The 25,493-nt window shown below is 69.2% G+C and carries 23 protein-coding genes; 16 read left to right on the forward strand and 7 right to left on the reverse strand.

The annotated features are described in order from the left end of the window. The first annotated feature begins 517 nt into the window (after positions 1 to 517). Positions 518 to 2,251, forward strand: coding sequence for a CoA transferase (locus OG589_RS01500; protein WP_405145428.1), 1,734 nt, complete (start codon positions 518 to 520; stop codon positions 2,249 to 2,251). Between the two features lie 48 nt (positions 2,252 to 2,299). On the opposite strand, the gene OG589_RS01505 is transcribed toward OG589_RS01500, so the two are convergent. Continuing rightward, positions 2,300 to 3,532: an MFS transporter gene (locus OG589_RS01505; protein WP_405145430.1), complete on the reverse strand. Its 1,233-nt coding sequence runs from the start codon at positions 3,530 to 3,532 to the stop codon at positions 2,300 to 2,302. A gap of 233 nt (positions 3,533 to 3,765) precedes the next feature. Between OG589_RS01505 and OG589_RS01510 the strand changes: the two genes are divergently transcribed. The 6 genes from OG589_RS01510 (at position 3,766) to OG589_RS01535 (ending at position 9,160) form a co-directional block, all read left to right on the forward strand. After that, complete coding sequence (locus OG589_RS01510) at positions 3,766 to 4,341, forward strand: ArsR/SmtB family transcription factor (protein WP_405145432.1); 576 nt, start codon at positions 3,766 to 3,768, stop codon at positions 4,339 to 4,341. 354 nt (positions 4,342 to 4,695) lie between these two features. Beyond that, positions 4,696 to 5,643 carry a 30S ribosomal protein S2 gene (rpsB, locus tag OG589_RS01515; protein ID WP_405145434.1) on the forward strand — a complete coding sequence of 316 codons (948 nt, stop codon included), beginning with the start codon at positions 4,696 to 4,698 and terminating at the stop codon, positions 5,641 to 5,643. Positions 5,644 to 5,757: 114 nt separating this feature from the next. Continuing rightward, positions 5,758 to 6,591 carry a translation elongation factor Ts gene (tsf, locus tag OG589_RS01520; protein WP_405145436.1) on the forward strand — a complete coding sequence of 278 codons (834 nt, stop codon included), beginning with the start codon at positions 5,758 to 5,760 and terminating at the stop codon, positions 6,589 to 6,591. Between the two features lie 131 nt (positions 6,592 to 6,722). Beyond that, positions 6,723 to 7,421: a UMP kinase gene (gene pyrH / locus OG589_RS01525; protein WP_358547549.1), complete on the forward strand. Its 699-nt coding sequence runs from the start codon at positions 6,723 to 6,725 to the stop codon at positions 7,419 to 7,421. Positions 7,422 to 7,430: 9 nt separating this feature from the next. Beyond that, the gene (frr, locus tag OG589_RS01530; RefSeq protein ID WP_405145438.1) at positions 7,431 to 7,988 is read left to right on the forward strand and encodes a ribosome recycling factor; all 558 of its coding nucleotides are present in this window, start codon (positions 7,431 to 7,433) and stop codon (positions 7,986 to 7,988) included. Between the two features lie 167 nt (positions 7,989 to 8,155). Continuing rightward, on the forward strand, positions 8,156 to 9,160 hold the full coding sequence (locus tag OG589_RS01535; protein ID WP_405145440.1) for a phosphatidate cytidylyltransferase: 1,005 nt from the start codon (positions 8,156 to 8,158) through the stop codon (positions 9,158 to 9,160). A gap of 6 nt (positions 9,161 to 9,166) precedes the next feature. Here the strand turns inward: OG589_RS01535 and OG589_RS01540 are convergent, their stop codons facing one another. Next, positions 9,167 to 10,198 (reverse strand): suppressor of fused domain protein, encoded by a 1,032-nt coding sequence (locus tag OG589_RS01540; RefSeq protein WP_405145442.1) that lies wholly within the window; start codon positions 10,196 to 10,198, stop codon positions 9,167 to 9,169. A gap of 108 nt (positions 10,199 to 10,306) precedes the next feature. Between OG589_RS01540 and rlmN the strand changes: the two genes are divergently transcribed. After that, positions 10,307 to 11,407, forward strand: a complete 1,101-nt coding sequence (gene rlmN, locus OG589_RS01545; protein WP_405145444.1) for a 23S rRNA (adenine(2503)-C(2))-methyltransferase RlmN — start codon at positions 10,307 to 10,309, stop codon at positions 11,405 to 11,407. An 82-nt stretch (positions 11,408 to 11,489) separates the two neighbouring features. Here rlmN and OG589_RS01550 read toward each other — a convergent pair whose 3' ends face one another. Further along, entirely contained in the window at positions 11,490 to 11,744 is a 255-nt protein-coding gene (locus OG589_RS01550; protein WP_405145445.1) for a hypothetical protein, read from the reverse strand. A 289-nt stretch (positions 11,745 to 12,033) separates the two neighbouring features. Between OG589_RS01550 and rnhA the strand changes: the two genes are divergently transcribed. Then, positions 12,034 to 12,507 (forward strand): ribonuclease HI, encoded by a 474-nt coding sequence (gene rnhA / locus OG589_RS01555; RefSeq protein WP_405145447.1) that lies wholly within the window; start codon positions 12,034 to 12,036, stop codon positions 12,505 to 12,507. Positions 12,508 to 12,531: 24 nt separating this feature from the next. On the opposite strand, the gene OG589_RS01560 is transcribed toward rnhA, so the two are convergent. Continuing rightward, positions 12,532 to 13,215, reverse strand: a complete 684-nt coding sequence (locus OG589_RS01560; protein WP_405145449.1) for a hypothetical protein — start codon at positions 13,213 to 13,215, stop codon at positions 12,532 to 12,534. After that, complete coding sequence (locus tag OG589_RS01565; protein WP_405145451.1) at positions 13,212 to 13,970, reverse strand: ATP-binding cassette domain-containing protein; 759 nt, start codon at positions 13,968 to 13,970, stop codon at positions 13,212 to 13,214. Before OG589_RS01565 ends, OG589_RS01560 begins: the two co-directional genes overlap by 4 nt. A gap of 112 nt (positions 13,971 to 14,082) precedes the next feature. Here OG589_RS01565 and OG589_RS01570 point away from each other — a divergent pair, with 112 nt between their 5' ends. Next, a complete protein-coding gene (locus OG589_RS01570) occupies positions 14,083 to 14,928 on the forward strand; it encodes a DivIVA domain-containing protein (protein ID WP_405145453.1) in 846 nt (281 codons plus the stop codon). 87 nt (positions 14,929 to 15,015) lie between these two features. On the opposite strand, the gene OG589_RS01575 is transcribed toward OG589_RS01570, so the two are convergent. After that, positions 15,016 to 15,516 (reverse strand): Lrp/AsnC family transcriptional regulator, encoded by a 501-nt coding sequence (locus tag OG589_RS01575; RefSeq protein ID WP_405145455.1) that lies wholly within the window; start codon positions 15,514 to 15,516, stop codon positions 15,016 to 15,018. 265 nt (positions 15,517 to 15,781) lie between these two features. Between OG589_RS01575 and OG589_RS01580 the strand changes: the two genes are divergently transcribed. The 6 genes from OG589_RS01580 (at position 15,782) to OG589_RS01605 (ending at position 22,902) form a co-directional block, all read left to right on the forward strand. Beyond that, positions 15,782 to 17,215 (forward strand): aminobutyraldehyde dehydrogenase, encoded by a 1,434-nt coding sequence (locus OG589_RS01580; RefSeq protein ID WP_405145457.1) that lies wholly within the window; start codon positions 15,782 to 15,784, stop codon positions 17,213 to 17,215. Between the two features lie 67 nt (positions 17,216 to 17,282). Next, the gene (locus OG589_RS01585) at positions 17,283 to 18,434 is read left to right on the forward strand and encodes an ABC transporter ATP-binding protein (protein WP_405145459.1); all 1,152 of its coding nucleotides are present in this window, start codon (positions 17,283 to 17,285) and stop codon (positions 18,432 to 18,434) included. Between the two features lie 8 nt (positions 18,435 to 18,442). Beyond that, positions 18,443 to 19,705, forward strand: a complete 1,263-nt coding sequence (locus OG589_RS01590) for a PotD/PotF family extracellular solute-binding protein (protein ID WP_405145461.1) — start codon at positions 18,443 to 18,445, stop codon at positions 19,703 to 19,705. Between the two features lie 5 nt (positions 19,706 to 19,710). Then, the gene (locus OG589_RS01595; RefSeq protein WP_405145462.1) at positions 19,711 to 20,565 is read left to right on the forward strand and encodes an ABC transporter permease; all 855 of its coding nucleotides are present in this window, start codon (positions 19,711 to 19,713) and stop codon (positions 20,563 to 20,565) included. Between the two features lie 44 nt (positions 20,566 to 20,609). Next, entirely contained in the window at positions 20,610 to 21,425 is an 816-nt protein-coding gene (locus tag OG589_RS01600) for an ABC transporter permease (RefSeq protein WP_405151938.1), read from the forward strand. Between the two features lie 82 nt (positions 21,426 to 21,507). Then, positions 21,508 to 22,902, forward strand: coding sequence for an NAD(P)/FAD-dependent oxidoreductase (locus tag OG589_RS01605; protein WP_405145464.1), 1,395 nt, complete (start codon positions 21,508 to 21,510; stop codon positions 22,900 to 22,902). Positions 22,903 to 23,020: 118 nt separating this feature from the next. Here the strand turns inward: OG589_RS01605 and OG589_RS01610 are convergent, their stop codons facing one another. Beyond that, positions 23,021 to 25,462, reverse strand: a complete 2,442-nt coding sequence (locus tag OG589_RS01610; protein WP_405145466.1) for an N-acetylmuramoyl-L-alanine amidase — start codon at positions 25,460 to 25,462, stop codon at positions 23,021 to 23,023. Positions 25,463 to 25,493 lie beyond the last annotated feature (31 nt).

Here is a 25,493-nt window from a genome sequence, read left to right on the forward strand (position 1 = left end):
AACCGGAGTCGGTGGCCGAGATGCTCTGATCGACCGTTCTCGGGTGTACGGAGTGCTGGCCGCTGGGGGTGAGGGGGGCCGGTGTGGGGGCGACGCGTGTGAGGGGGACGGGCGGCAGGGAAGCTGGAGGACCGGGGCTGGGGGTGGTGGCGGCTGCGGCTGCGCCACGTGCTGGGGGAGCCGCCGATGTGGAGGCAAGCGTGAGGAGAAACACCACCAGCAGCCGGATCTCGAAAAGTCGCACAGGAGCACACTGGTCTGGAGCGACTGGGCCCCGAGCGGCCGAGCGTCGTTCTGTGCATAAGCCTTTGGGCACGAGATTCTGAGTACAGGATTCAGTGCACGAGGTCGTGTGCGCGAGGTCGTGTGCACGAGGCCCTGAGCACGAGGCCCTGAGCACAGGGTTCAGTGCACCAGGTCCTGTGTTCGGGTTGTGCGTATGCCTGTGCATAGCGTGGAGGGCCTCGCCAGGTTGGTGATACGGGGTACGTGTGGCGCGCTGGGAGAGGGTGCCCGGATGGTCTGCGGTGTCGGCAAGGTCATCGAGGAACTGGGTGTCGAGGTAGGCGTTGAGCTGCCTCCGGTCCACGTGACAGGGCAGGATCCGGTCCTGCCGTCCACCTTCAAGGTCGGAACGGCGGCTGCGGCTTGCGTGGGCGCGGTAGCCGCCGCCGTCGCGCTGCTGCGTGCCGGGCCGGATGGCGGTGGCGCTGAGCGTGGCGACGGAGACGAAGTTGAGGTTGCCACGGAAGTTCGCGAGTCGGCTGTCGCGTTCCGGGATGAGCGTTACTTCCGCGTCGACGGGAAGACGGCCGTCGGGTGGGCGCCGCTGTCCGGCGACTATCGCACGGCCGACGGATGGGTCCGGCTGCACTGCAACTTCGACCATCATCGGGACGCCGCGCTTCACGTCCTCGGTCTCTCTTCCGGTGCCGACGAAGCCGACGTCGCCGAGGCTTGTGCCCGCCGTACAGCGCAGGACATCGAGCAGGCCGTGACGGAGGCGGGTGGATGCGCGGCCGCGATGCGAAGCCGGTCGGAATGGCAGGCCCATCCGCAGGGCCGGGCCGTCGCGGAGCTGCCCCTCATCGGTCTCGACCGTCTCGGTCGTGTCGGGGCTGAGGTGGGTTCGGGAGATCTTGCTCGTGCCGGGGCCGGGGTTGGCCTCGATCCACTCGGCGGTGCGGCGGCCGGGGTTGGCGCCGGTGGCCTTGTTTCCGCCGGGGCCGCGTGCGGCTCTGGTGGGCGTGACGGTGCTGCCGTCAGGGAGGGGCGGTGGCTGGAGGGGGTTCGGGTGGTCGACCTCACTCGGGTGATCGCGGGCCCGGTGGCGACCCGGACACTGGCGGCCTACGGGGCCGAGGTGCTGCGCGTTGGAGCCGCTCATCTCCCTGAGGTGCCGGGGCTGGTGATCAGTACGGCGTTCGGGAAGCGGTCCTGCGAGCTTGACCTGCGTACCGAGGCCGGGGCCGCGAGGTTCAGAGAGCTGGTGGCGGGCGCGGACGTCGTCGTCCAGTCGTACCGGCCGGGAGCGCTGGCGGCGCTGGGCTTCGGTCCGGAGGAACTGGCCGCCATCAGGCCAGGGATCGTCTGCGTCGACATCTCCGCTTACGGCTCGCGCGGCCCGTGGGCGGGGCGGCGCGGGTTCGACAGCCTGGTGCAGATGGCGTGCGGTATCGCCCACGAAGGGGGAGCGGGCCAGAGGCCCGTGCCGTTGCCCGCCCAGGTCCTCGATCATGCCACCGGCTGGCTCGCCGCGCTCGGGGCGATCGCCGGGCTGCTGCGGCGGGAGGCCGAGGGGGGTTCCTGGCACGTCGAGGTGGCCCTGGCCCGCACCGCACTCTGGCTGGACGGGCTCGGCCGTGTTGGCAGTACGGGTCACTCCGAGCGAAGGTCCGGCGAACCGCTGGACGGGAGCGTCGGCGATCTTCTGGATCGGGAAGTCGGCAGGCCCCGGGAAGGAGAAGCCGACGATCTTCCGGGCAGGGAGGCCGGCGCATCTCGGGAAAGAGAAGTCGGCGACGCGCTGGACAGGGAAGCCGGCCTTCTGCCGGGCGGGGGAGTCCACGATCGCCAGGTGAAGGCGGTTGCCGGTCTGATCGGGGAGGAAGTGGCTGATCTGCTGGAGGAGATGGACAGTCCGTTCGGCAGGCTGACCTACGTCAGGGCACCGGGCAGGGTCGGTGGCGTCAGGCCGTACTGGTCGTCGCCGCCGCCGCGCCGGGGAGCGCATCCGCCGGCGTGGCTCTAGACCGTGACCGCGCACCGGACAGGGGAGAACCAGACGATCGGCGTGGCTCTAGACCGTGACCGCGCGCCGGACGGGGGAGAACCAGACGATCAGGATCGCGGGCAGGACGATCGCGGCGCAGGCCCACAGGGTGGGGCGCAGGCCGATGACCTCGCCGAGCACCCCGCCCACGACTCCGCCGAGTGTCATGACGCCCATGGTCGCGACCGTCATGACGGCGTTGACCCGGCCGAGCAGCTCGGGTGGGGACTCCCGCAGCTGGATGGCCCCGTAGCAGACGCTGAACATCACCGTGGCGAGGCCGCTGAGCGCGTAGGCGATCATGAGCAGCGGCACCAGTACCGAGGGTGCCCCGTGCGCCGAGGCCAGTGCCACGAATTCGAGCGGGAAGACGACGACGGCTCCCAGAAGGACGCGGTTCTCGGTGAAACGGGCGGCGAGCCGAGGCGCCACGGTCGCACCTGTGAGACCGCCGACACCGAAGGAGGCCGTCAGCAGTCCCACCACCCCGGCGGGCAGCCCGAGGATCTTCACGGCGAACAGGACGTACAAGGCCATCTGGCCGGCCGACGCGAAGTTGAGGATCACCCCGGTGCCGATCAGCGCCCGTAGGACGTGGTGGCTCATCACCGTCCGCAGGCCCTCGCGGATGTCCGTCAGAAGGCTTCCTCGGGGGACGGCGGCCTCGGCCTTCTCGGGAGACCGGATCGAACGCAGGCACACGGCGGACACGAGGAACGACGCCGCGTCGACCACCAGGGCCAGAGGGGCGCTCAGCGCTTGTACGAGGAGCCCGGCCAAACCGGGTCCGCAGACGCTCGCGGTGGAGTAGACGCTCTGGAATCCGGCGATGGCGGCCGTCCGCTGATGATCGGCGACGACGCTGGACAGGTGGGGAAGCGAGGCCGTCCGGTAAAAGACGGAGCAGACCCCCACCGTCAGGGCGACCGTGATCAGCCACGGCACCGTCAGCAACCCGGTCAGCCAGGCGAGCGGCGCGGTCAGCACGGCGAGCGCCGAGACGGCCTCGCACCCCACCAGGACCGGGCGGCGCCTGGCGAGACGGTCGACGTACGCGCCGGCGGGCAGGCCGATCAGCAGGTACGGCAGCGTCGTGGCCGCCGTGAGCAGGCCCATCTGCACGGGCGTGGCGTCCAGCAGGGCGGCGGCCGTCAGGGGGACGGCGAGGCGGGAGATCTCGGTGCCGGTCTCGGAGACCGCACGCGCGGACCACAGCAACCGGTAGTCGCGCTGTCGCCGCAGGGGGATACATTCGGCCATGAATATGAAGGTAACGCTTCACAATTATGAAAGCTACCTTTCATGCCTTCCGCATTTGGGGCGTCGAGCAGCTGACCGAGCTTGATCGGCGGTAGGAGAGGTGCTCGGCTGCTGGGGGTGGGGGCCGCTTGTCGATCGAGGGCCGGCTCGTCCGTGACGGGAGCCTGGGGGAAGTGGGACTTCGGGTGGCCGGTGGGGAGGATCGGGTGGGATGACGGGTTAGCGTTCGTCTTATGAGTCAGCAGAATCAGCTGGTCGAGGACCCGCGTGCCATGCGGGCGCTGGCGCATCCGGCCAGGCTGGCCATCCTCAAGCGGTTACAGCTGGAGGGCCCCGCGACGGCGACCGAGTGCGCCGAGATCGTCGGGCTCTCTCCGAGCGCGTGCAGCTACCACCTGCGCATGCTCGCCAAGTACGGGTTCGTGGAGGACGCGCCGCCACGCGGGGACGGCAGGGAACGGATGTGGCGGGCGCCGCACCGGGGGTTCACCGTCGCCGAGCCCGACGAGCTCACCCCCGAACTCGCCGAGGCCAAGAACGTGCTCACCAGGACGGTCGTGGGCGGGCTGACGGACGACCTGCTGCGCTACCTCGCGGGCAGCGTGCGCGAGTCCAGGGAATGGCGGCAGGCCGCGACACTCAACCACATGCTCCTGCGGGCGAACGCCGACGAGCTGGCGGACCTGGGCCGGCAGGTGACCGAGATCCTGCTGCCGTACCTGGCCAAGTCGCGATCGTCGGAGGAGGCGCCGCCGGACGCCCGCCTCGTCCAAGGGATCATCCAGCTCTTCCCCCGCCACCCGGGTTAGTCTCCGGCGAGCACGCGCGGCCGCCGGGGCCCGGGTCGATCTCCAGCCGGCCCCTGAAGCCGCTGGGATTCGGTTCGTCTCCGGCTACCGGGGCCTATCGCGTCCGGGGCGGGGTGGCGGGGTGTGGTCACGGGAAGGAAGCTTGCCCGGTGGGCTGGGCGTTGCCGGGTTCCGGGTACACTTTTTGGTGGCTCGTCAGACGGGCCGACTTCGCACGCCCACAGGCGAATCGTCCTCTCGGTCCGGGTCCTGATCCGGATGGGACGACTCAGGGCGTCAGGGCGGAAGCCGCAGGCTCCCGCATACAACCGAGGCATGCGCCTTCACGGCGCTCTACCCAGGAGGACCATACTCATGGCCCCCGTCGTCACCATGCGACAGATGCTTGAAAGCGGTGTTCACTTCGGGCACCAGACCCGTCGCTGGAACCCGAAGATGAAGCGCTTCATCCTCACCGAGCGCAACGGCATCTACATCATCGACCTGCAGAAGTCGCTGGCGTTCATCGACCGCGCCTACGACTTCATCAAGGAGACCGTCGCCCACGGCGGCACCATCCTGTTCATCGGCACCAAGAAGCAGGCCCAGGAGGCCATCGCCGAGCAGGCCGCGCGGGTCGGCATGCCGTACGTCAACCAGCGCTGGCTGGGTGGCATGCTCACCAACTTCTCCACCGTGCACAAGAGGCTTCAGCGCCTGAAGGAGCTCGAGGAGCTCGACTTCGACAACGTGGCAGGCTCCGGGCTCACCAAGAAGGAGCTCCTGATGCGCCGCCGCGAGAAGGACAAGCTCGAGCGCACCCTCGGCGGCATCCGTGACATGGCCCGCGTTCCCAGCGCGGTCTGGATCGTGGACACCAAGAAGGAGCACATCGGGATCAGCGAGGCCCGCAAGCTCAACATCCCGGTCGTCGCGATCCTCGACACCAACTGCGACCCCGACGAGGTCGACTACCCGATTCCGGGCAACGACGACGCCATCCGCGCCGTCAGCCTGCTCACCCGGGTGGTCGCCGACGCGGTCGCCGACGGCCTGATGTCCCGCGCCGGTGCGAACCGCGGCGACGACAAGCCGTCCGGTGCCGCCGTCGCCGAGCCGCTGGCCGAGTGGGAGCGCGAGCTGCTCGCCCGTGACGAGGAAGCCGCCCCCGCCGAGGCCGCTGTCGCCGCTGAGGCTCCGGCCGCCGAGGAGGCCCCCGCGGAGGAGGCCGCCCCCGCCGCCGAGGCCGCCGAGGCCGCCGAGGCTCCTGAGGCCGCCGCCCCCGAGGCCGAGGCCGCCGAGGGCACCGAGCAGCAGGCCTGAGACCCGCGCCAGACCGTACGGGCACCATTCGTACGGCAAGCAAGGCTCTTCCGGGTGGGTGCGCCAGTCAGGGCGCACCCACCCGATCCACGACGACTCGACGAGGAAAAGACAATGGCTTCCGTGAACATGGCCGACGTCAAGCGGCTTCGTGAGGCGACCGCCGCCGGCATGATGGACTGCAAGAAGGCGCTTGAGCAGTCCGAGGGTGACTTCGACAAGGCCATCGACATCCTGCGCGTCAAGGGCGCCAAGGACGTCGGCAAGCGCGAGGCGCGCACCGCCTCCAACGGCCTGATCGCCGTCAAGCACGAGGGCGAGGCGCTCGGCGCCCTGCTCGAGCTCAACTGCGAGACCGACTTCGTCGCGAAGGGTGAGCGCTTCCAGGAGTTGGCCGCCCGGGTCGTCGACCACGTCCTCGCGGCCCGGCCGTCCGACGTGCCGAGCCTGCTCGAGTCCGACCTCGACGGCAAGACCGTCAAGGAGCACCTCGACGAGGCCAACGCCGCGCTCGGCGAGAAGATCGAGGTCCGCCGTTTCGTCGTGCTCGAGGGTGGCTTCGTCGCCTCCTACATGCACAAGACCGACCCGCAGCTTCCCCCGACCGTCGGCGTGCTGGTCCAGCTCGACACCCCGAACCCCGAGGTCGCGAAGGACATCGCCCAGCACACCGCCGCGATGGCCCCGAAGTACCTCAGCCCCAACTCCGTCCCGGCCGACGTGGTCGAGAAGGAGCGCACGGTCTTCGAGCAGATGACCCGCGAGGAGGGCAAGCCGGAGGCCGCGATCGGCAAGATCGTCGATGGCCGCATCAACGGCTGGTACAAGGACTTCACCCTTCTTGAGCAGTCCTTCGTCAAGGACCCCAAGAAGACGATCGCCAAGGTCGCGTCCGAGGCGGGCGTCAAGGTCCTGGGCTTCGCCCGCTACAAGGTCGGTCAGGCATAGGCTTAGCCCCAAAGAGGGATCTGACCAGCTTCGTAAACATCGCCGAGGAGGCCGCCGTCGTGCAGGAGAACCAACAACCCGCTGCGTCGGCGGCTTCGTCGTACAACTGGCCGCTCCGGTGGAAGCGCGTCATGTTGAAGCTGTCCGGCGAGGCGTTCGCGGGCGCCGAGCCGCTGGGCATCGACCCCGTGGTGGTCGCCAAGCTCGCCGACTCGGTCGCCGAGGCCGTGCGCGAGGGAGTCCAGGTCGCGGTCGTCGTCGGCGGCGGCAACATGTTCCGCGGCGCCGCGCTCTCCGAGCGCGGCATGGACCGCGCCCGGGCCGACTACATGGGCATGCTCGGCACCGTCATCAACTGCCTCGCACTCCAGGACTTCCTGGAGAAGCGCGGCATCGAGACGCGCGTGCAGACGTCCATCACGATGCAGCAGGTCGCCGAGCCGTTCCTGCCCCGGCGGGCCATCCGCCATCTGGAGAAGGGCCGCGTGGTCATCTTCGGCGCCGGGCTCGGCTCGCCGTTCTTCTCCACCGACACCTGCGCCGCCCAGCGCGCTCTGGAGATCGGCGCGGAGGCGCTGCTCAAGGGCACCCAGGTCGACGGGGTCTATGACTCAGACCCCCGCAAGAACCCCGATGCCGTACGCTTCGACCAACTTGACTACAGCGAGGTCCTCACGCGGGGCCTCGGGGTCATGGACGCCACGGCGATCAGTCTGTGCATGGACAACGGCCTGCCCATCGTCGTCTTCGACCTGATGGGCGAGGGGAACATTCTGCGGGCGGTCCGCGGTGAAAAGATCGGCACGCTGGTGAGTCCGGCAGGGAAATAGGGAGCCGCTGTGATCGAGGAAACCCTCTTCGAAGCCGAGGAGAAGATGGACAAGGCGGTCGGAGTCGCCAAGGAGGACTTCGCGGCGATCCGCACCGGCAGGGTCAGTCCCTCCATGTTCAACAAGATCAATGTCGACTACTACGGGTCGCCGACACCGGTGCAGCAGCTTGCCTCGTTCCATGTTCCCGAGGCCCGCATGGTCATCCTCCAGCCCTACGACAAGGGCTCGATGACCGCCATCGAGAAGGCGATCCGCGACAGCGACCTCGGGGTGAACCCCGGCAACGACGGCGCGGTGATCCGCGTGGTGTTCCCCGAGCTGTCGGAGGAGCGCCGCAGGGAGTACATCAAGGTCGCGAGGAACAAGGCCGAGAGCAGCAAGGTCTCGGTGCGCAACATCCGCCGCCATGCCAAGGAGACCCTTGACAAGATGATCAAGGATGGCGAAGCCGGTGAGGACGAGGTCCGCCGGGCCGAGAAGGAGCTCGACGACCTCACCCAGAAGCACGTCGCCAAGATCGACGAGCTGCTGAAGCACAAGGAATCCGAGCTGCTCGAAGTCTGAGCGCGGTAGCAGTCGCAGGTCAGGTCGAGGCGCTTCCACTCCGGTGTTAGCCGCGGGTGGGAGCGCCTTCGCCGCGTTCGGGCCCACCGCGCTCCCTCCCCGCCGCCCGGCGGTACTGGCAGAGTGGGCCGCCGAGCGTGGTTGACGGGTACGAGAGTGAGATCACTGTGGAAGGTACGGCGGCGGACGGAACCGGGCCGGGCCGAGGCCATTGGTCTGACGAGCGTCCGCCCGAGGTTCCCGGCGGCCGTCCCGGAGGCGCCGGCGGGGGCCTTCCGCATGCCGCCGGCCCCCAGGGCTCCGAAGATCCTCCCGACCCCGCGGGCTCACCGGGCGATCTTCCGGGGGCCGCCGCCAGGCCGGGCCGCATCCGTACGGGCCGCAACCTCCCCGCGGCGATCGGCGTGGGCGTCGCCCTCGGAGCCGCCGTCATCGGGTCGCTCTACACCGTCAAGGCCCTGTTCCTCCTGGTGCTCGTGGCGGCGGTCGGCATCGGCATCGTCGAGATGGTCCGCGCGTTCGCCGTCCGTGACATGCACGTGCCGGTGCGGCTGGTGCTGGCGGGCTTCGTCGCCATGGTCGCCGGCGCTTACTGGGGCGGCCCGATCTGGCTGCTGGGCGCCTTCACGCTCACCGTGCTCACTCTGCTCAGCTGGAGGATGTTCCAGGGCCAGGAGGGGTACGTCCGTGACGCCGCCGCGAGCGTCCTGACGTCGGTGTATCCCGCGTTGATCGCCGGGTTCGTCCCGCTGATGCTGTCCAAGTCCGACGGGGCCGACCGGGTGGTCATCTTCATCGCCGTCACCGTGTGCAGCGACATCGGCGGTTACTTCGCGGGCATCCTGTTCGGCAGGCACAAGATGTCGGTCATCAGTCCGAAGAAGACCTGGGAGGGGTTCGCCGGGTCGGTGCTGGCCTGCGTCGTCTGCGGCGCGCTGCTCGTGCGGTTCCTGCTGGAGGGCCAGTTCTGGCAGGGCGCCGTGGTGGGCGCGGTGGTGGCCGTGTGCGCCACCCTCGGTGACCTGGTCGAGTCGGTCATCAAGCGCGATCTCGGCATCAAGGACATGGGCAACCTGCTCCCGGGCCACGGCGGCCTGATGGACCGCCTCGACTCCCTGCTGGCCACTCTGGTGCCGGTCTGGCTGCTCCTGGCGGTCTTCGTACCGATGTGAGCCTTGTCAGGGGATGCGCCCGGAGAGCGAAAGCGCCTGGTGGCCTTGCTCGGCGGCGATCTGGAGCTCCTGGTCGGTGACGGGCACCAGCCAGAGCCAGCGGACCTCGTCGCCCCCCAAGGCGAAGCCGGACAGGTCGGGTAAGCCCGGCACCGTGTCGAGCATCAGCACCCCGTGGTAGCCCGGGCCCAGCGGGAAGGACGCCGGCTCGCGGTACCACCGGGCGGTGTGGCCGTGCCCCAGCCAGGTGACCGAGTGCCAGGGGTAGCGTGCCAGCCAGAGGAACAGCTGCGCCGCCTCCGTCGCCTCCCCGCGCGTGGCGATCGCGAGCTCTATGCGGGCGTAGGTGTCCGGCCGTTCGATGTACTGCTCCACCGTGGGCATGCGCTGGCAGCTCATGCCGACCGTCGAGAGCATCGTGTAGCCGTTCCGCGGGCGTTCGGTGATGCCCACGGTCGGCAGCCGGTCGCCGCCGATGTCCCAGTACCTCGCGGCCGGGCCGACCCTGGCGTCCAGGTGGCTCATCACGAACTGCTGGAACGACGGCCAGGCGCCGTCGCCGTCCCGCCATTCCCAGTAGGAGCGGGCCTTGGCGATCCTCGGCGCGAGCCCTTCGAGCGCCTCCTGCAGGGACCAGGCGAACGGGGACTCCCCGACGGCGTCTCTGGCGTAGCCGGGCATCCCGCGCTCAAGATCGGACCAGCCGGGAATGACCGCCAGGAGCTCGCCGTTGCGGTACAGGGCGGCTCCGTCGCCCTCCTCGAACCACAGCACCTCCAGCTCGCCGGCCGTGAACGGCGGCGTGCCCTCGGGGTAGCGGGTGTTCGCGACGGGCATCACGGGAGCCTGGCCGGTGCCGACCCGGCCCAGATCGACGGAAGAGGGCGCCTGCACATGGTTGGCCAGCCACACGGCCCCGTGGATCCCGCCTTCGGCATCCCGCAGGTAAGCTACCGAAGACACCCCGTCGCATTCGACGGTCACCGCGCGACTGCCGTAGGGGCTGGTGTCGGTGAGAACGACATCGGTGGTGCCCAACGCTCATCCGCCTTTCCGGTGGACGTCTCCCCGTTCGGCCGAGGATCGCAATAGATCACACGGAATGGCTGTCCAGTGCAGCTTCCGGCAAACCGTTAAGAGAAGGACATGTCCGCCGAGCTAACTTTTGTCGCCCCCCGACGGGCAAAGCCGTCGCGTCACCTGGCCGACCTGTCGATGGCGGAGCGCCGTACGGCCGTCGCCGAGCTGGGCGAGAAGCCCTTCCGCGCCGACCAGCTGTCCCGGCACTACTTCGAGCGGCTGACCACCGAGCCCGAGCACATGACCGATCTTCCGGCCGCGTCGCGCGACCAGCTGGTGACACAGCTGATGCCCAGCCTGCTGACCTCGGTCCGCGAGATCACCTGCGACGAAGGCACCACCCGTAAGACCCTGTGGCGGCTCTTCGACGGCGCGCTGGTCGAGTCGGTGCTGATGCGCTACCCCGACCGCGTGACCATGTGCGTGTCCTCCCAGGCCGGCTGCGGCATGAACTGCCCCTTCTGCGCCACCGGACAGGCCGGGCTGACCCGCAACATGTCGACGGCCGAGATCGTCGAGCAGGTCGTGGCGGGCGCCCGCGCGCTGGCCCGCGACGAGGTGCCCGGCGGCCCCGGCCGGGTGAGCAACATCGTCTTCATGGGCATGGGCGAGCCGCTGGCCAACTACAAGGCCGTGATCGGCGCCGTTCGCCGCATCGTCGACCCCGCTCCCGAGGGGCTGGGCATCTCCGCCAGAGGCGTCACGGTCTCCACGGTCGGCCTGGTGCCGGCGATCGAGAAGCTCTCCAACGAAGGTCTGCCGGTGACGCTGGCCGTCTCCCTGCACGCCCCCGACGACGAGCTGCGCGACACGCTGGTGCCCGTCAACACCCGCTGGAAGGTCGGCGAGGTGCTGGACGCGGCCTGGAACTACTCGGCCAAGACCAAGCGGCGCGTCTCGATCGAGTACGCCCTGATCAAGGACATCAACGACCAGGAGTGGCGGGCCGACCTGCTGGGCCGGCTGATCAAGGGCAAGCTGGTGCACGTCAACCTGATCCCGCTCAACCCGACTCCCGGCTCCAAGTGGACGGCCTCCCGGCCCGAGGACGAGCGTGCCTTCGTCCGCCGCCTGGAGTCCCACGGCGTGGCCGTCACCGTACGCGACACCCGAGGCCGTGAGATCGACGGCGCCTGCGGCCAGCTCGCCGCCGCCCCCGAGGCATAGCCGACCGGACGCCGCCGCCACGACTTCCGTACCGGCGGTGTTCGCGTTGAGCGACGGTCGCGGATGTGGTCGGGCGACGGCCTCAGATGTAACGGAACGCGTTCGCGATCAACGCCAGCAGGGCCAGGGTCCCGGCGCCGATCACGACCATGCGCCGTAATGCCGCCCACGCCGCGGACTTCGCGTCCGGGATCTTCGCCGACGCCTCCGCGGCGGTCTTCACCGCCTTCCCCCACCCCGCCCACGTGTCCACCGTCCGCTGAAAGCGCCGCCCCACGACGAACAGAACCGTCGCGATGACAACAATGACCAGAACCCGGCCGTCCGAGCTCTCCATGGGCGCACTCCTGCCTGGTGGATAGGGGATTCGCGCCTCCGAATTTATTCCACCGCCTGTGGGCACGACAGGAAAAGGCGTCCGAGAATCCAAGCCGGGCTGTACCCTGAATGCGGATATTGGTTAATATTTCCGTGAATGGCGGCAGTAACTGTGGAGGCTTTTGTCCATCTCCGCCCAAATGTCGCTGGTAACGATTCTGAGCTGCCCCCGACCTGGAGCGACTCGTGCCCTGGATGGGTGGAGTGGTAGGACTGGTGGCGAGGGTGAGATCAATGGGCAGGAGTGCATGCTGGTTGTGGGGTACGAGGAGAAGGCGGCGGGAAAGGCCGTGGACATCTATACCGACGGCGCGTGCAGTGGTAATCCGGGCCCGGGCGGCTGGGGTGCCGTGCTGCGTTATGGCGCCACCGAGAAAGAGATCTACGGTGGCGAGGCGCAGACGACCAACAATCGTATGGAGTTGATGGCCGCCATCATGGCGCTCGAGAGCCTCACGCGGCCGGTCACCGTACGCCTGCACACCGACAGCCAGTACGTCCGCAACGGCATCACCAAATGGGTGCACGGCTGGAAGCGCAACGGCTGGATGACCGCGGGCAAGCAGCCGGTCAAGAACGTGGACCTGTGGCAGCGGCTGGACACGGCCACCGTGGGTCACGACGTGGAGTGGATCTGGGTCAAGGGCCACGCCGGGCACCCCGAGAACGAGCGCGCCGACGCCCTCGCCCGGCGCGGCGCCGAAAGCTTGCGAGGTGAGTAGCCCGTACGGGGGTGACAGGACCGGCTATGGCCGCGTGCGGCGGAGCCGGATGTAGGCGAAGAGGGCGAGGGCGCACCAGAAGACGGTCACGGTCGCGAGGCCCGGTAGTGACCGGCTCAGGAAGGCGTCCTGTCCGGCCGCGCGCATCCAGCTGATGATCGGGACCGTGAGCCAGGTGACGGGCGCGAGGCTGAGCAGCAGGACGGCGACGTAGCCGCCGAGCATCGTCAGCGCCGAGGTCGCCGCGTCCGGCAGGATGGGGCGGCTGGAGAGCGCACCCAGGGCGATGCCGGTGAGCACCGAGAGCACGTGCAGGGCCAGACCGCCGAGCAGCACCGCCGTCCCGGGCAGCGCGCGAAAGCCGATGGCCAGCGGCAGCACGAGGGCGAGGACGGCCAGGCCCGCGCTGACGAGCGCCGAGGCGGCGAGCCCGGCCGCCACCTCGCGGCCGGGCCGCCCCGCCGCCGTGACCGAGATCAGCCGCTGCACGTCGGGCTCGGTGTCGAGCAGCCCTCTGGTCGCCCACGCGAAGACGGGGACGAGCAGCGCCGCCGAGTCGCCGTACGAGGGAAGCTCCTGGCCCAGGGCCACGCGGGAGGAGTACAGGATGATCATGACGGCCAGCAGCCCGACGAACGGCTGGACGACGCGGTGGGACCTCAGGTACGCCGAGATCTTGAACCGTGTGAGCAACGCCGTGGGCCTCATCGCGCCTCTCCTCGGATCCTGGCCTCGTAACCATCGGCCTGGAGCTTCCGCGCGACCGCCTCGGCGTCACCGGCGTCCACCAGCACCTCGATGATCGATCGTGCCGGGGCGTCACCGGGGGACCGGTCCCGCGCCATGTCCTGTACCTCCGCCGGGGCCACCGCGCGGACCATGCCGTTCTCGACTCTCAGGTGGGTGACGCCGGGGCGCCCCGTGAGGCCGTTCTGGTGGTCGCTGACCACGACGATGCCTCCGGCGGCCGCCACCTCGTCGATGACGCGGGGAAGCTCGGCGCGGGTCTGCTCGTCCAGCCCGGAGAACGGCTCGTCGAGGATCAGCAGGCCCGGTGGGACCAGCAGAGCCTGCGCCAGCCCGACCTTGTGGGCGCTGCCCTTGGACAGGTCGCCGAGCGGCACGTCGAGGAGCGTGGCCATGCCCAGGCGCTCGACCCACGGATCCATGGACGTCGCCGTGACCCCTCGGACGGCGGCCATGTGCGCGAGGTACGCGGTGACCGTGAACGGCTGCTGCACCGGGAAGATCTCGGGCGCGTACCCGACGACCGGGGGACGGCCGGAGACCGAACCTCGGCTCGGACGCGCGGTGCCGGCCAGCAGCCTGAGCAACGTGGACTTGCCCGCGCCATTGCGCCCCGTCACCTCGGCGACCGTGCCCGCGGGCAGGTCGAGGTCCACTTCGTGCAGGACCCAGGGGGCGCGGCGGGCGTAGCGATAGGAGAGGTTCGCGAGCCGCATAGGTTCGGCAGCCTACCGGCCAATCGCTAACTTTCTGGATTTCCCCATGTCATCCCCGCAGAATGGTAAAGAAGAGAAATAAATGCGGGGGTGTGAACCGGGAGGACAAGGCGTGAACCGCTTTCCACGAGTACTGGGGGTGCGGACCGGATATGACCCCGACCAGGTCGATGCGCTGATCGTGCGCATCGAGGCGACACTGGGGCGAGGGTTGCTGGAGGGCGCCCCGGTCACGGCCGACGAGATCCGCATGGCACGCTTCGACACGAAGCTGGGCGGCTACAACGAGCTGGCGGTGGACTACGCGCTGGACGCCTTCGTGGTCGCGGTGGAGACCCGGGGCACGCCCGCCCCCGAGTTCCCCCAGGCCGCACCGGTGATGGAGCGCTCCGGCGATGCGCCCGGGATCTCCGCGGAGCGGTTCAGCGGCGCCGCGGGGCACTCGGCGGAGCCGGTGGACGCCCCGGGGGAGTGGGTGGCGGGCAGGCGGCGGGACGCCTGGAGCGAGCCCGCGAGGGACGGATTCCACCAGGCGCACCAGGACTCCGCGGCGGAGCCGGTGGAGGAGGACGACGAGGCGCCCACCCTGCCGGGGCTCGGTGAGACGCCGAAGTCGCCGGAGGCCCCGAACGGGCAGCAGCCGGTCGCCGAGGCCCTGATGGCGGCCTGGCTGGAGACGCAGGCGGTGCGGGTCGAACGCGTCCTGTTCCGCCCCGGGCGGCTCGGGGCCGGCTACAACGAGGACGAGGTCGACGTGTTCCTCGACCGGATCGTCGCCACCCTGCGCGGGACGACCGACCACCCGCTCACCGCCGAGCAGGTCAGGAAGGCGACCTTCTCGACGGTGGTGTTCAAGACGGGCTACGCCGTGGCCCAGGTGGACGCCTTCCTCGCGGAGATCGCCGACGTCCTGGACCGCAGAGGCGCCCTGGTCGGAGGGCAGGAGCAGCCCGTCTGACGTGGTGACCGCTCTAGTACGGCGAGAAGCGGGACGGCGCCGTCCATGGCGAGGTGTGGACGCCCGGGCGCCGCGCAGGGCGGCCGGTCAGCGGGTGCCCCACGAGTAGGTCTGCTTGCGCAGCTTGAGGTAGACGAACGTCTCGGTCGCCCGGACGGTCGGGATGGCCCGGATCTTGCCGAGGATCTCCAGGAGGTGGTTGTCGCCCTCGCAGACGACCTCCACCATGATGTCGAGCGACCCCGCGGTCAGGACGACGTAGTCGATCTCGTCGATGGAGGCCAGCTTGTCGGCGACGGTCTCGAGATCGCCCTCGCACTTGATGCCGATCATCGCCTGCCGGGGGAAGCCCAGGGTGAGCGGGTCGGTGACGGCGACGATCTGCATCACGCCGGCGTCGAGCAGGCGCTGCACGCGCTGGCGCACCGCCGCCTCCGACAGTCCCACGGCTTTACCTATGGCGGCGTACGGCTTGCGCCCGTCCGCCTGCAGCTCCTCGATGATCTGCTTGGAGATCTCGTCCAGAACCACCGGACCCGGCCTGGCGTCGTGGTTGTTGTCCCGTCGGGCCTTCGGCGGCGTCGTCATCTCCGTGCGTCCTCCCTAACACCCTGCCGGCCCCGGCGGGGGCACCCCCTCCGGGCCGGCGGACCAGGCACTCCGTCGCCTACCGCAAACTGATTACGGGGCCGTTCCCGCCGTGTTGCCGTCCTGGTGCGACATGTTGTCAGTTCATCGTGCCCTGTCAAGCGATTTCGTAGCAATTTGATATATTCGCGACGAAATCCCTTGTCGTTCCGTCTGACCTCTGTCAGAGTCGCGACAACTCAGCCACCTCACGAGGAGGTCAACGTTGACCACCCGTCTGCAGAACTTCATCAACGGTGAGCTCGCGGACGCCAAGAGCGGCCAGTTCTCCGATGTGATCGATCCGAGCACCGGGGAGGTCTACCTCCAGGCGCCGGTCTCCGGCCAGGAGGACGTCGACGCAGCCTACGCCGCGGCGGTCGCCGCGTTCGAGTCGTGGGGGCAGACGACGCCGGGCGAGCGTGCCGGTTACCTGTTGAAGATCGCCGATGCCATCGAAGCACGCGGCGAGGAGCTTGTCGAGGCGGAGTGCCTCAACACGGGCAAGCCCCGCGCGCGCATGGCGGAGGACGAGATCCCGCCCGCGGCCGACCACTTCCGCTTCTTCGCGGGCGCCGCGCGCACGCTGGAGGGGCCGACCTCCGGTGAGTTCCTCGCCGACCACACCTCGGTGATCCGCCACGAGCCGATCGGCGTCGTGGGCCAGGTCACGCCGTGGAACTACCCGATGATGATGGCCGTCTGGAAGATCGCCCCGGCGCTGGCCGCGGGCAACACGGTCGTGCTCAAGCCGTCGGACACCACCCCGGTCTCCACCGTCAAGCTGGCCGAGATCATGGGTGAGATCCTCCCGGCGGGCGTGTTCAACGTCGTCGTCGGCGACCGCGAGACCGGCGCCAGGGTCGTCGGCCACCCGGCCGCGTCGATGGTCGCGATCACCGGCTCGGTGGGCGCGGGCGTGCAGGTCGCGAAGTCCGCGGCCGAGGACCTCAAGCGGGTCCACCTGGAGCTCGGCGGCAAGGCGCCGGTCGTCGTGTTCGACGACGTCAAGGACATCGGCGCCGTCGCCGAGGCGATCGCGGGGGCCGGCCTCTACAACGCCGGGCAGGACTGCACCGCGGCCTGCCGCGTCCTCGTGCACGAGAGCATCCACGAGCCCTTCGTGGCGGCGCTGGCCGCGGCGGCCGCGGCCACCAAGACCGGCGGCCTGGACACCGAGGACGCCTACTACGGCCCGCTCAACAACGAGAACCAGCTCGCCCGCGTCGAGGGCTTCCTCGAAAGGGTCCCCGGCCACGCGAAGGTCGTCACCGGCGGCAAGCGCATCGGCGAGAAGGGCTACCTGTTCGAGCCGACCGTCGTGGACGGCCTCCAGCAGGACGACGAGATGATCCAGACCGAGGTGTTCGGCCCGGTCATCACGGTCCAGACCTTCTCCGGCGAGGCCGAGGCCGTCACCAAGGCCAACGACGTCAAGTACGGCCTGTCCGCCTCGGTGTGGACCTCCGACCACGGGCGTGCGATGCGCATGTCCAGGCGGCTCGACTTCGGCGTGGTGTGGGTGAACACCCACATCCCGTTCGTCTCCGAGATGCCGCACGGCGGGTTCAAGCACTCGGGCTACGGAAAGGACCTGTCGGTCTTCGGCCTGCACGACTACACCCGGGTCAAGCACGTCATGCACTACATCGGTGAATGATCATCGCGGCAGCACACATGCACTACAACGGCGCACGGCTGCCGACATAGAAGAGGGATAGCCTGGAATGACCGAAATCCAGGCGGGCAAGGAGGCGGCCTCCGCGGCCGCCTCCGACATCTCCCCGGTGCCCGCCATCGAACTCGACGGAGTCGTCAAGGAATACCTAGCGCATGGTGAGGTCGTGCAGGCGGTCAAGGGCGTCAGCCTGTCGATCGCCGAGGGCGAATTCTTCTCCATGCTGGGCCCGTCAGGCTGCGGCAAGACCACCACCATGCGGATGATCGCCGGGTTCGAGGACCCCTCGCGGGGCACCGTACGGCTGCAAGGGCAGGACGTCACCGACGTACCGCCGAACAAGCGCGACGTGAACATGGTCTTCCAGTCCTACGCGCTCTTCCCGCACATGAACGTCTGGGAGAACGTGGCGTTCGGCCTCCGGCGCAGGCGCGTACCCGACCAGGAGATCAAGCGGCGGGTGGGCGAGATGCTGGAGATCGTCGATCTCGTCGGCCGTGAGAAGCGGCGCCCGCGTGAGATGTCGGGCGGCCAGCAGCAGCGGGTCGCGCTCGCGCGAGCCCTGGTCAACAACCCCCGGGCGCTGCTCCTGGACGAGCCGCTCGGCGCGCTCGACCTCAAGCTCCGCCAGGCGATGCAGATCGAGCTCAAGCGGATCCAGCGCGAGGTCGGCATCACGTTCGTCTACGTCACCCACGACCAGAACGAGGCGCTCACCATGAGCGACCGCATCGCCGTCATGAACGACGGCCTGGTCGAGCAGCTCGCCGGGCCGAGGGAGATCTACGAGCGTCCCGCGACCAAGTTCGTGGCGGGGTTCATCGGCACCTCCAACCTGCTGAGCGGCACGGCCGAGGCGGTCAGCGGCGGCACGGCCACGATCAGGGTCGGCGACCGCGACCGGGTGCTCGTACCGGTGGCGCACGGCACGCGGGAGGGCGGCGCGGTCGAGGTGACCGTGCGGCCGGAGAAGATCCGGATCTCGCACGACGAGCCCGGCGCGGACCTCAGCGCCGTACGCGGCACCGTGGCGGAGGTCGTCTACCTCGGCACCTACAACAGCTACGCCGTGAACCTCGCGGGTGGTGCCGAGTTCACGGTCTTCGAGCAGAACGCCAGGGACAGCAGTATCACGGCGGAGCGCGGTGACTCCGTCTGGCTGTCGTGGCAGCCGCAGCACTCGTACGCGATTGGAAGTTGAAAGTCCCCATGAACGACCCATCGCGTGATCCCGCGTTCCTGCGTGGGCTGACGCAGAGCCGTCACCGCGACGGCTCGCGTCTCACCCGGCGAGAAGCACTGCGAATGGCCGGCGTGTCCGCCGCCGCCCTCGCGCTCACGGCCTGCAGCATTCCCGGCCGGAAGGTCGCCGCGCCCAAGCAGGACGCCGTGGCGAGCTACTGGGCGGACAAGAAGAAGAACGGCTTGGTGCGCTTCGCCAACTGGCCCCTGTACATCGACAAGGAGGGCAAGCGGTATCCCACTCTGGAGGCGTTCACCAAGGACACCGGCATCCAGGTGACCTACCAGGAGGCCATCCAGGACAACTCCACCTGGTTCGGCAAGATCCAGCCGCAGCTCGCCGCCGGGCAGGACATCGGCTTCGACCTGATGGTCATGACCAACGGCCTGCAGCTCGGCAAGGCCATGGATCTCGGTTACCTGGTCCCGCTCGACCACGCCAAGCTGCCGAACTTCGCGGCCAACGCGGGGGCGAGGTTCAAGAACCCGAGCTACGACCCGGGCAACACCTACACCATTCCGTGGCAGTCGGGCCTGACGGGCATCGCGTACAACCCGAAGTACGTCGACGGCGAGATCACCAGCATCCAGGAGCTCTGGAACCCGAAGTACAAGGGCAAGGTCGGCATGTTCGTCGACACGCAGGAGGTCGCGAACTTCGGGTTGTTCGCGCTCGGCATCGACCCGGACAAGTCGGTCCAGGCCGACTGGGAGAAGGCCGGGAAGAAGCTCCAGGAGCAGCGCGATGCCGGACTTGTCCGGAAATACTATGAACAGGATTGGGTCGACGCGCTGGCCCGCGGGGATATCTGGGTGACCATGGCGTGGTCGGGCGACATCTACCAGCAGAATCTCGAAGGCCAGAACCTGAAGTTCGTCGTCCCCCAAGAGGGCGGCAACATCTGGACCGACAACATGTGCATCCCGAAGACCGCCCAGAACCCGGTCGACGCGCTGGCGATAATGGACTACGTCTACCAGCCCAAGGTCGCGGTCGCGTTGGCGGAGTACATCACCTACATCACCCCGGTTCCCTCTACGCAGGACCTCGTGAGGGCGAAGGCGGCCTCGGCCAAGGGCGACGACAAGAAGTCGCTCGAAGTCATGGCCGACAGCCCGTTGATCTACCCCTCGGAGTCCGACCTGGCCAGGGTCCGGTCGTACAAGACCCTCACCGACGCCGAGGAAAAGGTCTTCCAAGGCATCTTCCAGCCGATCACCCAGGGCTAGGACCCATGAGACGCAAGATCGCTCCCTACCTGCTCGTCCTTCCGGGCGGACTGTGGCTGGTCATCTTCCTGGTGGTGCCGCTGGTCTTCATGGCCTCGGTCTCCACGATGGAGGGCGACGTCGTCAACGGTTTCCTGCAGACCTTCCACTTCGCCAACTTCAGTAACGCCCTAGTGGAGTACAAGACACAGTTCGTGCGCTCGGTGGCCTACGGGGCCGTCGGGACGATCCTCGCGATCGTGATCGCGTACCCCATGGCGTACTGGATCGCCTTCAAGGGTGGCGCCCGCAAGTCGACGTACCTGCTGCTGGTGTTGCTGCCGTTCTTCGTGTCGTTCGTGCTCCGCACCGTGTCGTGGAAGTTCCTGCTCGCCGACGACGGCATCCTGCTGGAGCCGCTCAAGAACATCGGCCTGCTGCCCCAGGACTTCCATGTGCTGGCGACGACCGCGGCCGTCATCGGCGGCCTGACCTACAACTACCTGCCCTTCATGGTGCTGCCGATCTACGTGGCCCTGGAGCGGGTCGACCCGCGGATCGTGGAGGCGTCGCAGGACCTCTACTCCACGTGGCGCACGTCGTTCACCAAGATCGTGCTCCCGCTTTCCCTCCCGGGCGTGTTCGCCGGCGTCCTGATGACGTTCGTCCCGATGACCTCGGACTACGTCAACGCGTCCATCCTCGGCGGGCCGGCCAACACGATGATCGGCAACGTCATCCAAACGCAGTACCTGGTGAACAACGACTATCCGGTCGGTGCGGCGCTGTCGTTCACGCTGATGGCGGCGATGCTCGTCGGCATCTTCGTCTACGCCAAGGCACTCGGCACCGAGAACGTCCTGGAGGCGGCGGCGCGATGAGCGGTCCAGTCAGCCCAGCGCTCCCTACGCAGGCCATGAACGGCATGCCGGAGCCCTCGATCGGGGTACGGCGCCGCCGGCGCCCCCGGTGGGGCGACCGCCTGCTCTTCGGCTACACGTGGCTCATCCTCCTGTGGTTGTTCGCCCCGATCGCGGTGATGATCGCTTTCGGCTTCAACGACACCAAGAGCAAGTCCAACGTCAGCTGGCAGGGCTTCACCTTCAAGTGGTGGGGGCGGCTCGGGGACTACCCCGACCTCACCACAGCCGTGGTGAACTCCCTGAGCATCGCCCTGGTCGCAACCCTGATCACCACCGTGCTCGGCACGCTGCTCGGCATCGCCCTCGGCCGGTACCGCTTCCGCGGTCAGGGCCCGACCAACCTGGTCATGTTCGCCGCGATCTCCTCGCCCGAGCTGGTCATGGGAGCCTCGCTGCTGTCGCTGTTCGTCGCCCTCGGCGTGCAGACCGGGTACATGACGATCGTGCTCGCGCACGTGCTGTTCTCGGTGTCGTTCGTCGCGGTGACCGTACGGGCGCGCGTGGTGGGCCTGGACGGGTCGATCGAGGAGGCGGCGCGCGACCTCGGCGCCTCGACGTGGGTCACGTTCTGGCGGGTCACGTTCCCGATGATCCTGCCGGGCGTGGTCTCCGGCGCGCTCCTCGCCTTTGCACTGTCGATCGACGACTTCGTCATCACCCAGTTCACCAGCGGGGCGACCATCACGTTCCCGCTGTGGATCTACGGAGCCGTCCGCATCGGCGTGCCTCCGCAGGTCAACATCCTCGGCACGCTGATCTTCGCGGTCGGCGTGGCGATCGCCGTGGTCAACACGGTGACCTCCCGGCGTCGGAGCTGACGCGCGGGAGACGACCCCCCGGTACGGGACACCGGTCCCGCCGGGCCGGCAAGATCGACGTGGTTCGTTAGGACGTGGAATCGTGGATCCGCTGAAAGCACTGGCTGACGCGGAGCGTAAGCCGTACTGGTTGGACAGTCCGGACAAACCCGAGCCGTTGCGGCGGCTCTTCGAGGACACGGCCGCCGACCTGGCAGTGGTCGGCGGCGGGTTCTCCGGTCTGTGGACCGCCCTCATGGCCAAGGAACGCGACCCCACGCTCGACGTCGTCCTGCTCGAAGGCAGGCGCGTCGGCTGGGCCGCCTCGGGGCGCAACGGCGGCTTCTGCGTCGCCAGCCTCACCCACGGGCTGGGCAACGGCCTCGCCCGCTGGCCACAGGAGATCTCCACGCTCGTACGGCTGGGCAGGGAGAACCTCGACGAGATCGAGCGGACCGTCGCCAGGTACGGCATCGACTGCTCCTTCGAGCGGACCGGCGAGCTGCACGTGGCCACCGAGCCGTGGCAGCTCGACGGCCTGGCCGAGGACACCGGCATCGCCCGGGAGCTGGGCATGGACGTCAGGCTCCTCGACGCCGACCAGGTGCGGGCCGAGGTGAGCTCCCCGACCTACGTGGGCGGGCAGTGGGACCGCGACGGCTGCGCGATGGTCGACCCGGCGCGGCTCGCGTGGGGCCTGCGGGAGGCGTGCCTGTCGCTGGGCGTGCGCATCTACGAGCACAGCCCGGTGCGCTCGCTCAAGGACGACGGCGTCGCCATCGAGCTCATGACCCCGCACGGCAGGGTGCGCGCGGCCAAGGTGGCCCTCGGGACGGGCGTGTTCCCCCCGCTGCTCGGACGGCTGAGGAACTTCCTGGTGCCGGTGTACGACTACGCGCTGATGACCGAGCCGCTCACCCCGTCCCAGCTCGAGTCGGTCGGCTGGCACAACCGGCAGGGCATCGGCGACGGCGCCAACCAGTTCCACTACTACCGGCTCACCGGGGAGAACCGCATCCTGTGGGGCGGGTACGACGCCGTGTACTACAACGGCGGCATGGTCAGGCAGGAGTACGAGCAGCGCGACGCGACCTTCGCGACCCTGGCGGGCCACTTCGCCACGACGTTCCCGCAGCTGGCCGATCTGAGGTTCACCCATCGCTGGGGCGGGGTGATCGACACGTGCAGCCGCTTCAGCGCGTTCTTCGGGAAGGCACACCGGGGACGGCTCGCGTACGCCGTCGGGTACACCGGGCTCGGCGTCGGGGCCACGCGGTTCGGCGCCAACGTGATGCTGGACCTGCTGTCGGGGGAACAGACCGAGCGCACCGAGCTGCGGATGGTGCGCGAGAAGCCCGTGCCGTTCCCGCCCGAGCCGATCAGGTCGGGGGTCATCCAGCTCACCCGGTGGTCGATCGCCCGGGCGGACGCCCACCAGGGCCGCCGCAACCTCTGGCTCCGCACCCTCGACAGGCTCGGGCTGGGCTTCGACTCCTGAGGGCATGGCCGTCGCGACGCGCTGAGCGCTTCCCGGGGGACGCTCCGGACCATAGGCCGGACGCGTCCCCCGAGGTGCTCAGGCGCTCATCTCGCGCTTGTCGTCACCGTGCCTTCCGTCACCCCGCGTGGCCCAACAGAGTCACCTTGGCGGTCGCTTGCGAGGTCGCGTTCCCCGTGTCATAGGCGGTGCCCGACACCGTCACCCGGACCGAGAGGCGCGCCCCCCAGTCCAGCGCCTTGATGTGGTAGGTGTTCGCCGTCGCCCCTCTGATCGGGACGCCGTCGCGCAGCCACTGGTAGGCCACCGTCTCCGGTGAGGGTGCCCACGTCCCGGGTGACGCCTTCAGCCACCGGCCGATCTTGGCGACGCCCGTGACTGCCGGCGCCTCGACGGACGTGAACGTCCCGCGGGCGACCGGTCCTGCGGGTTCGGACCGCGCCGACGCGTCGGCGAAGTAGGGGTCGTCGACGGTGACCTCGACGGTCACGCTCTTGCCCAGGTCGGCCGGACGCGGCCGGTACGTCGTTCCGGTAGCGCCGCCGACGGCCGCGCCGTCGACGTACCACTGGTAGCCGAAGCCCGCCACCTGCCGCGACCACGAGCCGCTCGAGGCGGTGAGGTCCTCTCCGACCTTGGCGTTCCCGCTGATGGCCGGGAGCGCGGTGTTGGTCACCGCCGGCTTCCGCGGGTCGTGCCGGTCCACTTCGGCCGCGCGGACGAACACCTGGCGGTGCGCGTACCACAGCTGGTAGTACCCGTCCTGGCCGATGACGTCGGTGCGGTCACCGGAAGCCGACCCGTCGAAGCTGACCGCGCGGTAGTAGTCGGTGACCACGGCGTCGTCGCTGACGGCGTAGGTCTGCCCGGCCGGGATCTTGTACTCCAGCGCCGAGAGCGACTGCACGGGGACGCCGGTGCCCGCGTACGCGGACGCCTCGGGGTACGCGCGGCCGTATATGTTGGCCGGTGTCGTCGCGGACTTCACCGTGACCGTCTTGGCCGTGGTGCGGACCACGACGGGCGCGCCGGCCGGGTTGTGCAGCCAGGCGAGGGAGCCCGCCCACCACACGCCCAGCCATTCGCCCTGGACCTGTGCGACGACGAGCTTGTGACCGGAATTGACACGCGCGCTGACGTCGCTCGCGTAGGTCGTGCCGTCGGCGCCGTTCGGCTTCCACCCCGGGTCCTTGGCGAGAGGCGCGCTCTCGGACGGCGACTGGTAGAGCGGAACGAAGTTCGTCCCCGCCCCCGGGACGCAGTCGGGCGAGCCCGGTGACGCCTGCGTGCACCCCGTGACGATCTGCGCGTTGTCACGGTAGCCGGTCCGCACCTCCACGACGTCGCCGGCCGCCACATCGGCCGTGGTCCGCTGCGTGCCGCCGATCGGGGCGCCGAGGAGTTCGAAGTAGTGGTCCCAGTCCCAGTACGGCCCCGGGTCCCAGTGCACGCTCTTGGTGTTCCCGAGGAGAGTGCCTGGCACCTGGTCATGTCCGATGATGTGGGCCCGGTCGAGCGGGATGCCGTACTTCCCGGCGAGGTGCTTCACGAGCGCCGCCGAGGTCTGGTACATCGACTCGGTGTACCAGCCGGCGGTCCCGGCGAAGCCCTCGTGCTCGATGCCGATCGCGTGCATGTTCACGTACCAGTTCCCGGCGTGCCACCCCACGTCCTTGGCGTCGAGGTGCTGGGCGATGTGCCCGTCGGAGGAGCGGATCGTGTAGTTCCACGCGAGGTAGGTGGGGTCCTGGACCAGTCTCACGGAGGACGCGTAACTGCCCTCGGTGTCGTGGATGACGATGTACTGGAGCTTCGGCCCGCCCGGTCCGGCCCGGTCGGCGATGTCGTGGTTGCCGTAGTTCGCGGTGTTGTCCGGATCGGCGGGGTTCGCCTTCGCGTACGGCGCCTCGAGCCACTCGCAGCCGAGGTCCGCCGGGCAGTCGGTGCCGTGGGCGGCGGCCGGCTGCTCGCTCGGCACCGTGACCGAGGGGTCGGCGCTCAGCGTCACCCGCTGGCCGTCGTCGGTGACGCGGCTCTCGCCCTTCTTCAGCGTCCGGTACACCTGCTCGACGAAGTTGTTCTTGTCGCCGAAGCGCGCCACCGCGCTCCGCCAGCCGGACAGCCCGCCGCCGCCCTTGTGGTAGGACGCCAGCAGCGCCGCGCCGCCGCAGACGTTGGCGTTCGGGTCCTCCTTGAGGGCGGCCACCGAGAGGCCGGTCAGTCCGGCCGCCGTCTCGATCTGGCTCCGGGTGCTGGTCGTGCGGCCCTTGCCGGAACCGTCCCAGGCTTCGGGTGTCTCGGCGCTCAGGTCGAACACGCCGTAGCCGCCGCCACCGCTGGGCCGGCCGTGGTGGTCGTCCCAGCGGGACTCCATGTACGACACCGCCTTCAGCAGGGCTTCGGGCACGCCCGTGGCCTTGGAGGCTTCGGAGAACGCCGCCTCGCGCGTCGATGTGGAGAGCGTGGCCGCGCAGGACACAGGGGTGTCGGCCGACTGCTGGAGCGTGGCGCCCGCCGCGAGGGCGGCGGGTGCGACGGACAGCAGAAGCGCCGCGGACACACCCGATACGGTCGCGCGCCGTAGTGAAGAT

Source organism: Sphaerisporangium sp. NBC_01403 (assembly GCF_045040145.1).
Classification (GTDB): domain Bacteria; phylum Actinomycetota; class Actinomycetes; order Streptosporangiales; family Streptosporangiaceae; genus Sphaerisporangium; species Sphaerisporangium viridialbum.

Bases quoted from the DNA above. Each gene is read 5' to 3' on its own strand.
- OG589_RS01595 (WP_405145462.1), top strand. From the start codon at position 19,711: ATGAGACGCAAGATCGCTCCCTACCTGCTCGTCCTTCCGGGCGGACTG.
- OG589_RS01500 (WP_405145428.1), top strand. From the start codon at position 518: ATGGTCTGCGGTGTCGGCAAGGTCATCGAGGAACTGGGTGTCGAGGTA.
- rlmN (WP_405145444.1), top strand. From the start codon at position 10,307: ATGTCCGCCGAGCTAACTTTTGTCGCCCCCCGACGGGCAAAGCCGTCG.
- OG589_RS01510 (WP_405145432.1), top strand. From the start codon at position 3,766: ATGAGTCAGCAGAATCAGCTGGTCGAGGACCCGCGTGCCATGCGGGCG.
- rpsB (WP_405145434.1), top strand. From the start codon at position 4,696: ATGGCCCCCGTCGTCACCATGCGACAGATGCTTGAAAGCGGTGTTCAC.
- OG589_RS01590 (WP_405145461.1), top strand. From the start codon at position 18,443: ATGAACGACCCATCGCGTGATCCCGCGTTCCTGCGTGGGCTGACGCAG.
- OG589_RS01600 (WP_405151938.1), top strand. From the start codon at position 20,610: ATGCCGGAGCCCTCGATCGGGGTACGGCGCCGCCGGCGCCCCCGGTGG.
- OG589_RS01565 (WP_405145451.1), bottom strand. From the start codon at position 13,970: ATGCGGCTCGCGAACCTCTCCTATCGCTACGCCCGCCGCGCCCCCTGG.
- OG589_RS01560 (WP_405145449.1), bottom strand. From the start codon at position 13,215: ATGAGGCCCACGGCGTTGCTCACACGGTTCAAGATCTCGGCGTACCTG.
- rnhA (WP_405145447.1), top strand. From the start codon at position 12,034: ATGCTGGTTGTGGGGTACGAGGAGAAGGCGGCGGGAAAGGCCGTGGAC.
- OG589_RS01550 (WP_405145445.1), bottom strand. From the start codon at position 11,744: ATGGAGAGCTCGGACGGCCGGGTTCTGGTCATTGTTGTCATCGCGACG.
- OG589_RS01585 (WP_405145459.1), top strand. From the start codon at position 17,283: ATGACCGAAATCCAGGCGGGCAAGGAGGCGGCCTCCGCGGCCGCCTCC.
- pyrH (WP_358547549.1), top strand. From the start codon at position 6,723: ATGTTGAAGCTGTCCGGCGAGGCGTTCGCGGGCGCCGAGCCGCTGGGC.
- OG589_RS01575 (WP_405145455.1), bottom strand. From the start codon at position 15,516: ATGACGACGCCGCCGAAGGCCCGACGGGACAACAACCACGACGCCAGG.
- tsf (WP_405145436.1), top strand. From the start codon at position 5,758: ATGGCTTCCGTGAACATGGCCGACGTCAAGCGGCTTCGTGAGGCGACC.
- OG589_RS01505 (WP_405145430.1), bottom strand. From the start codon at position 3,532: ATGGCCGAATGTATCCCCCTGCGGCGACAGCGCGACTACCGGTTGCTG.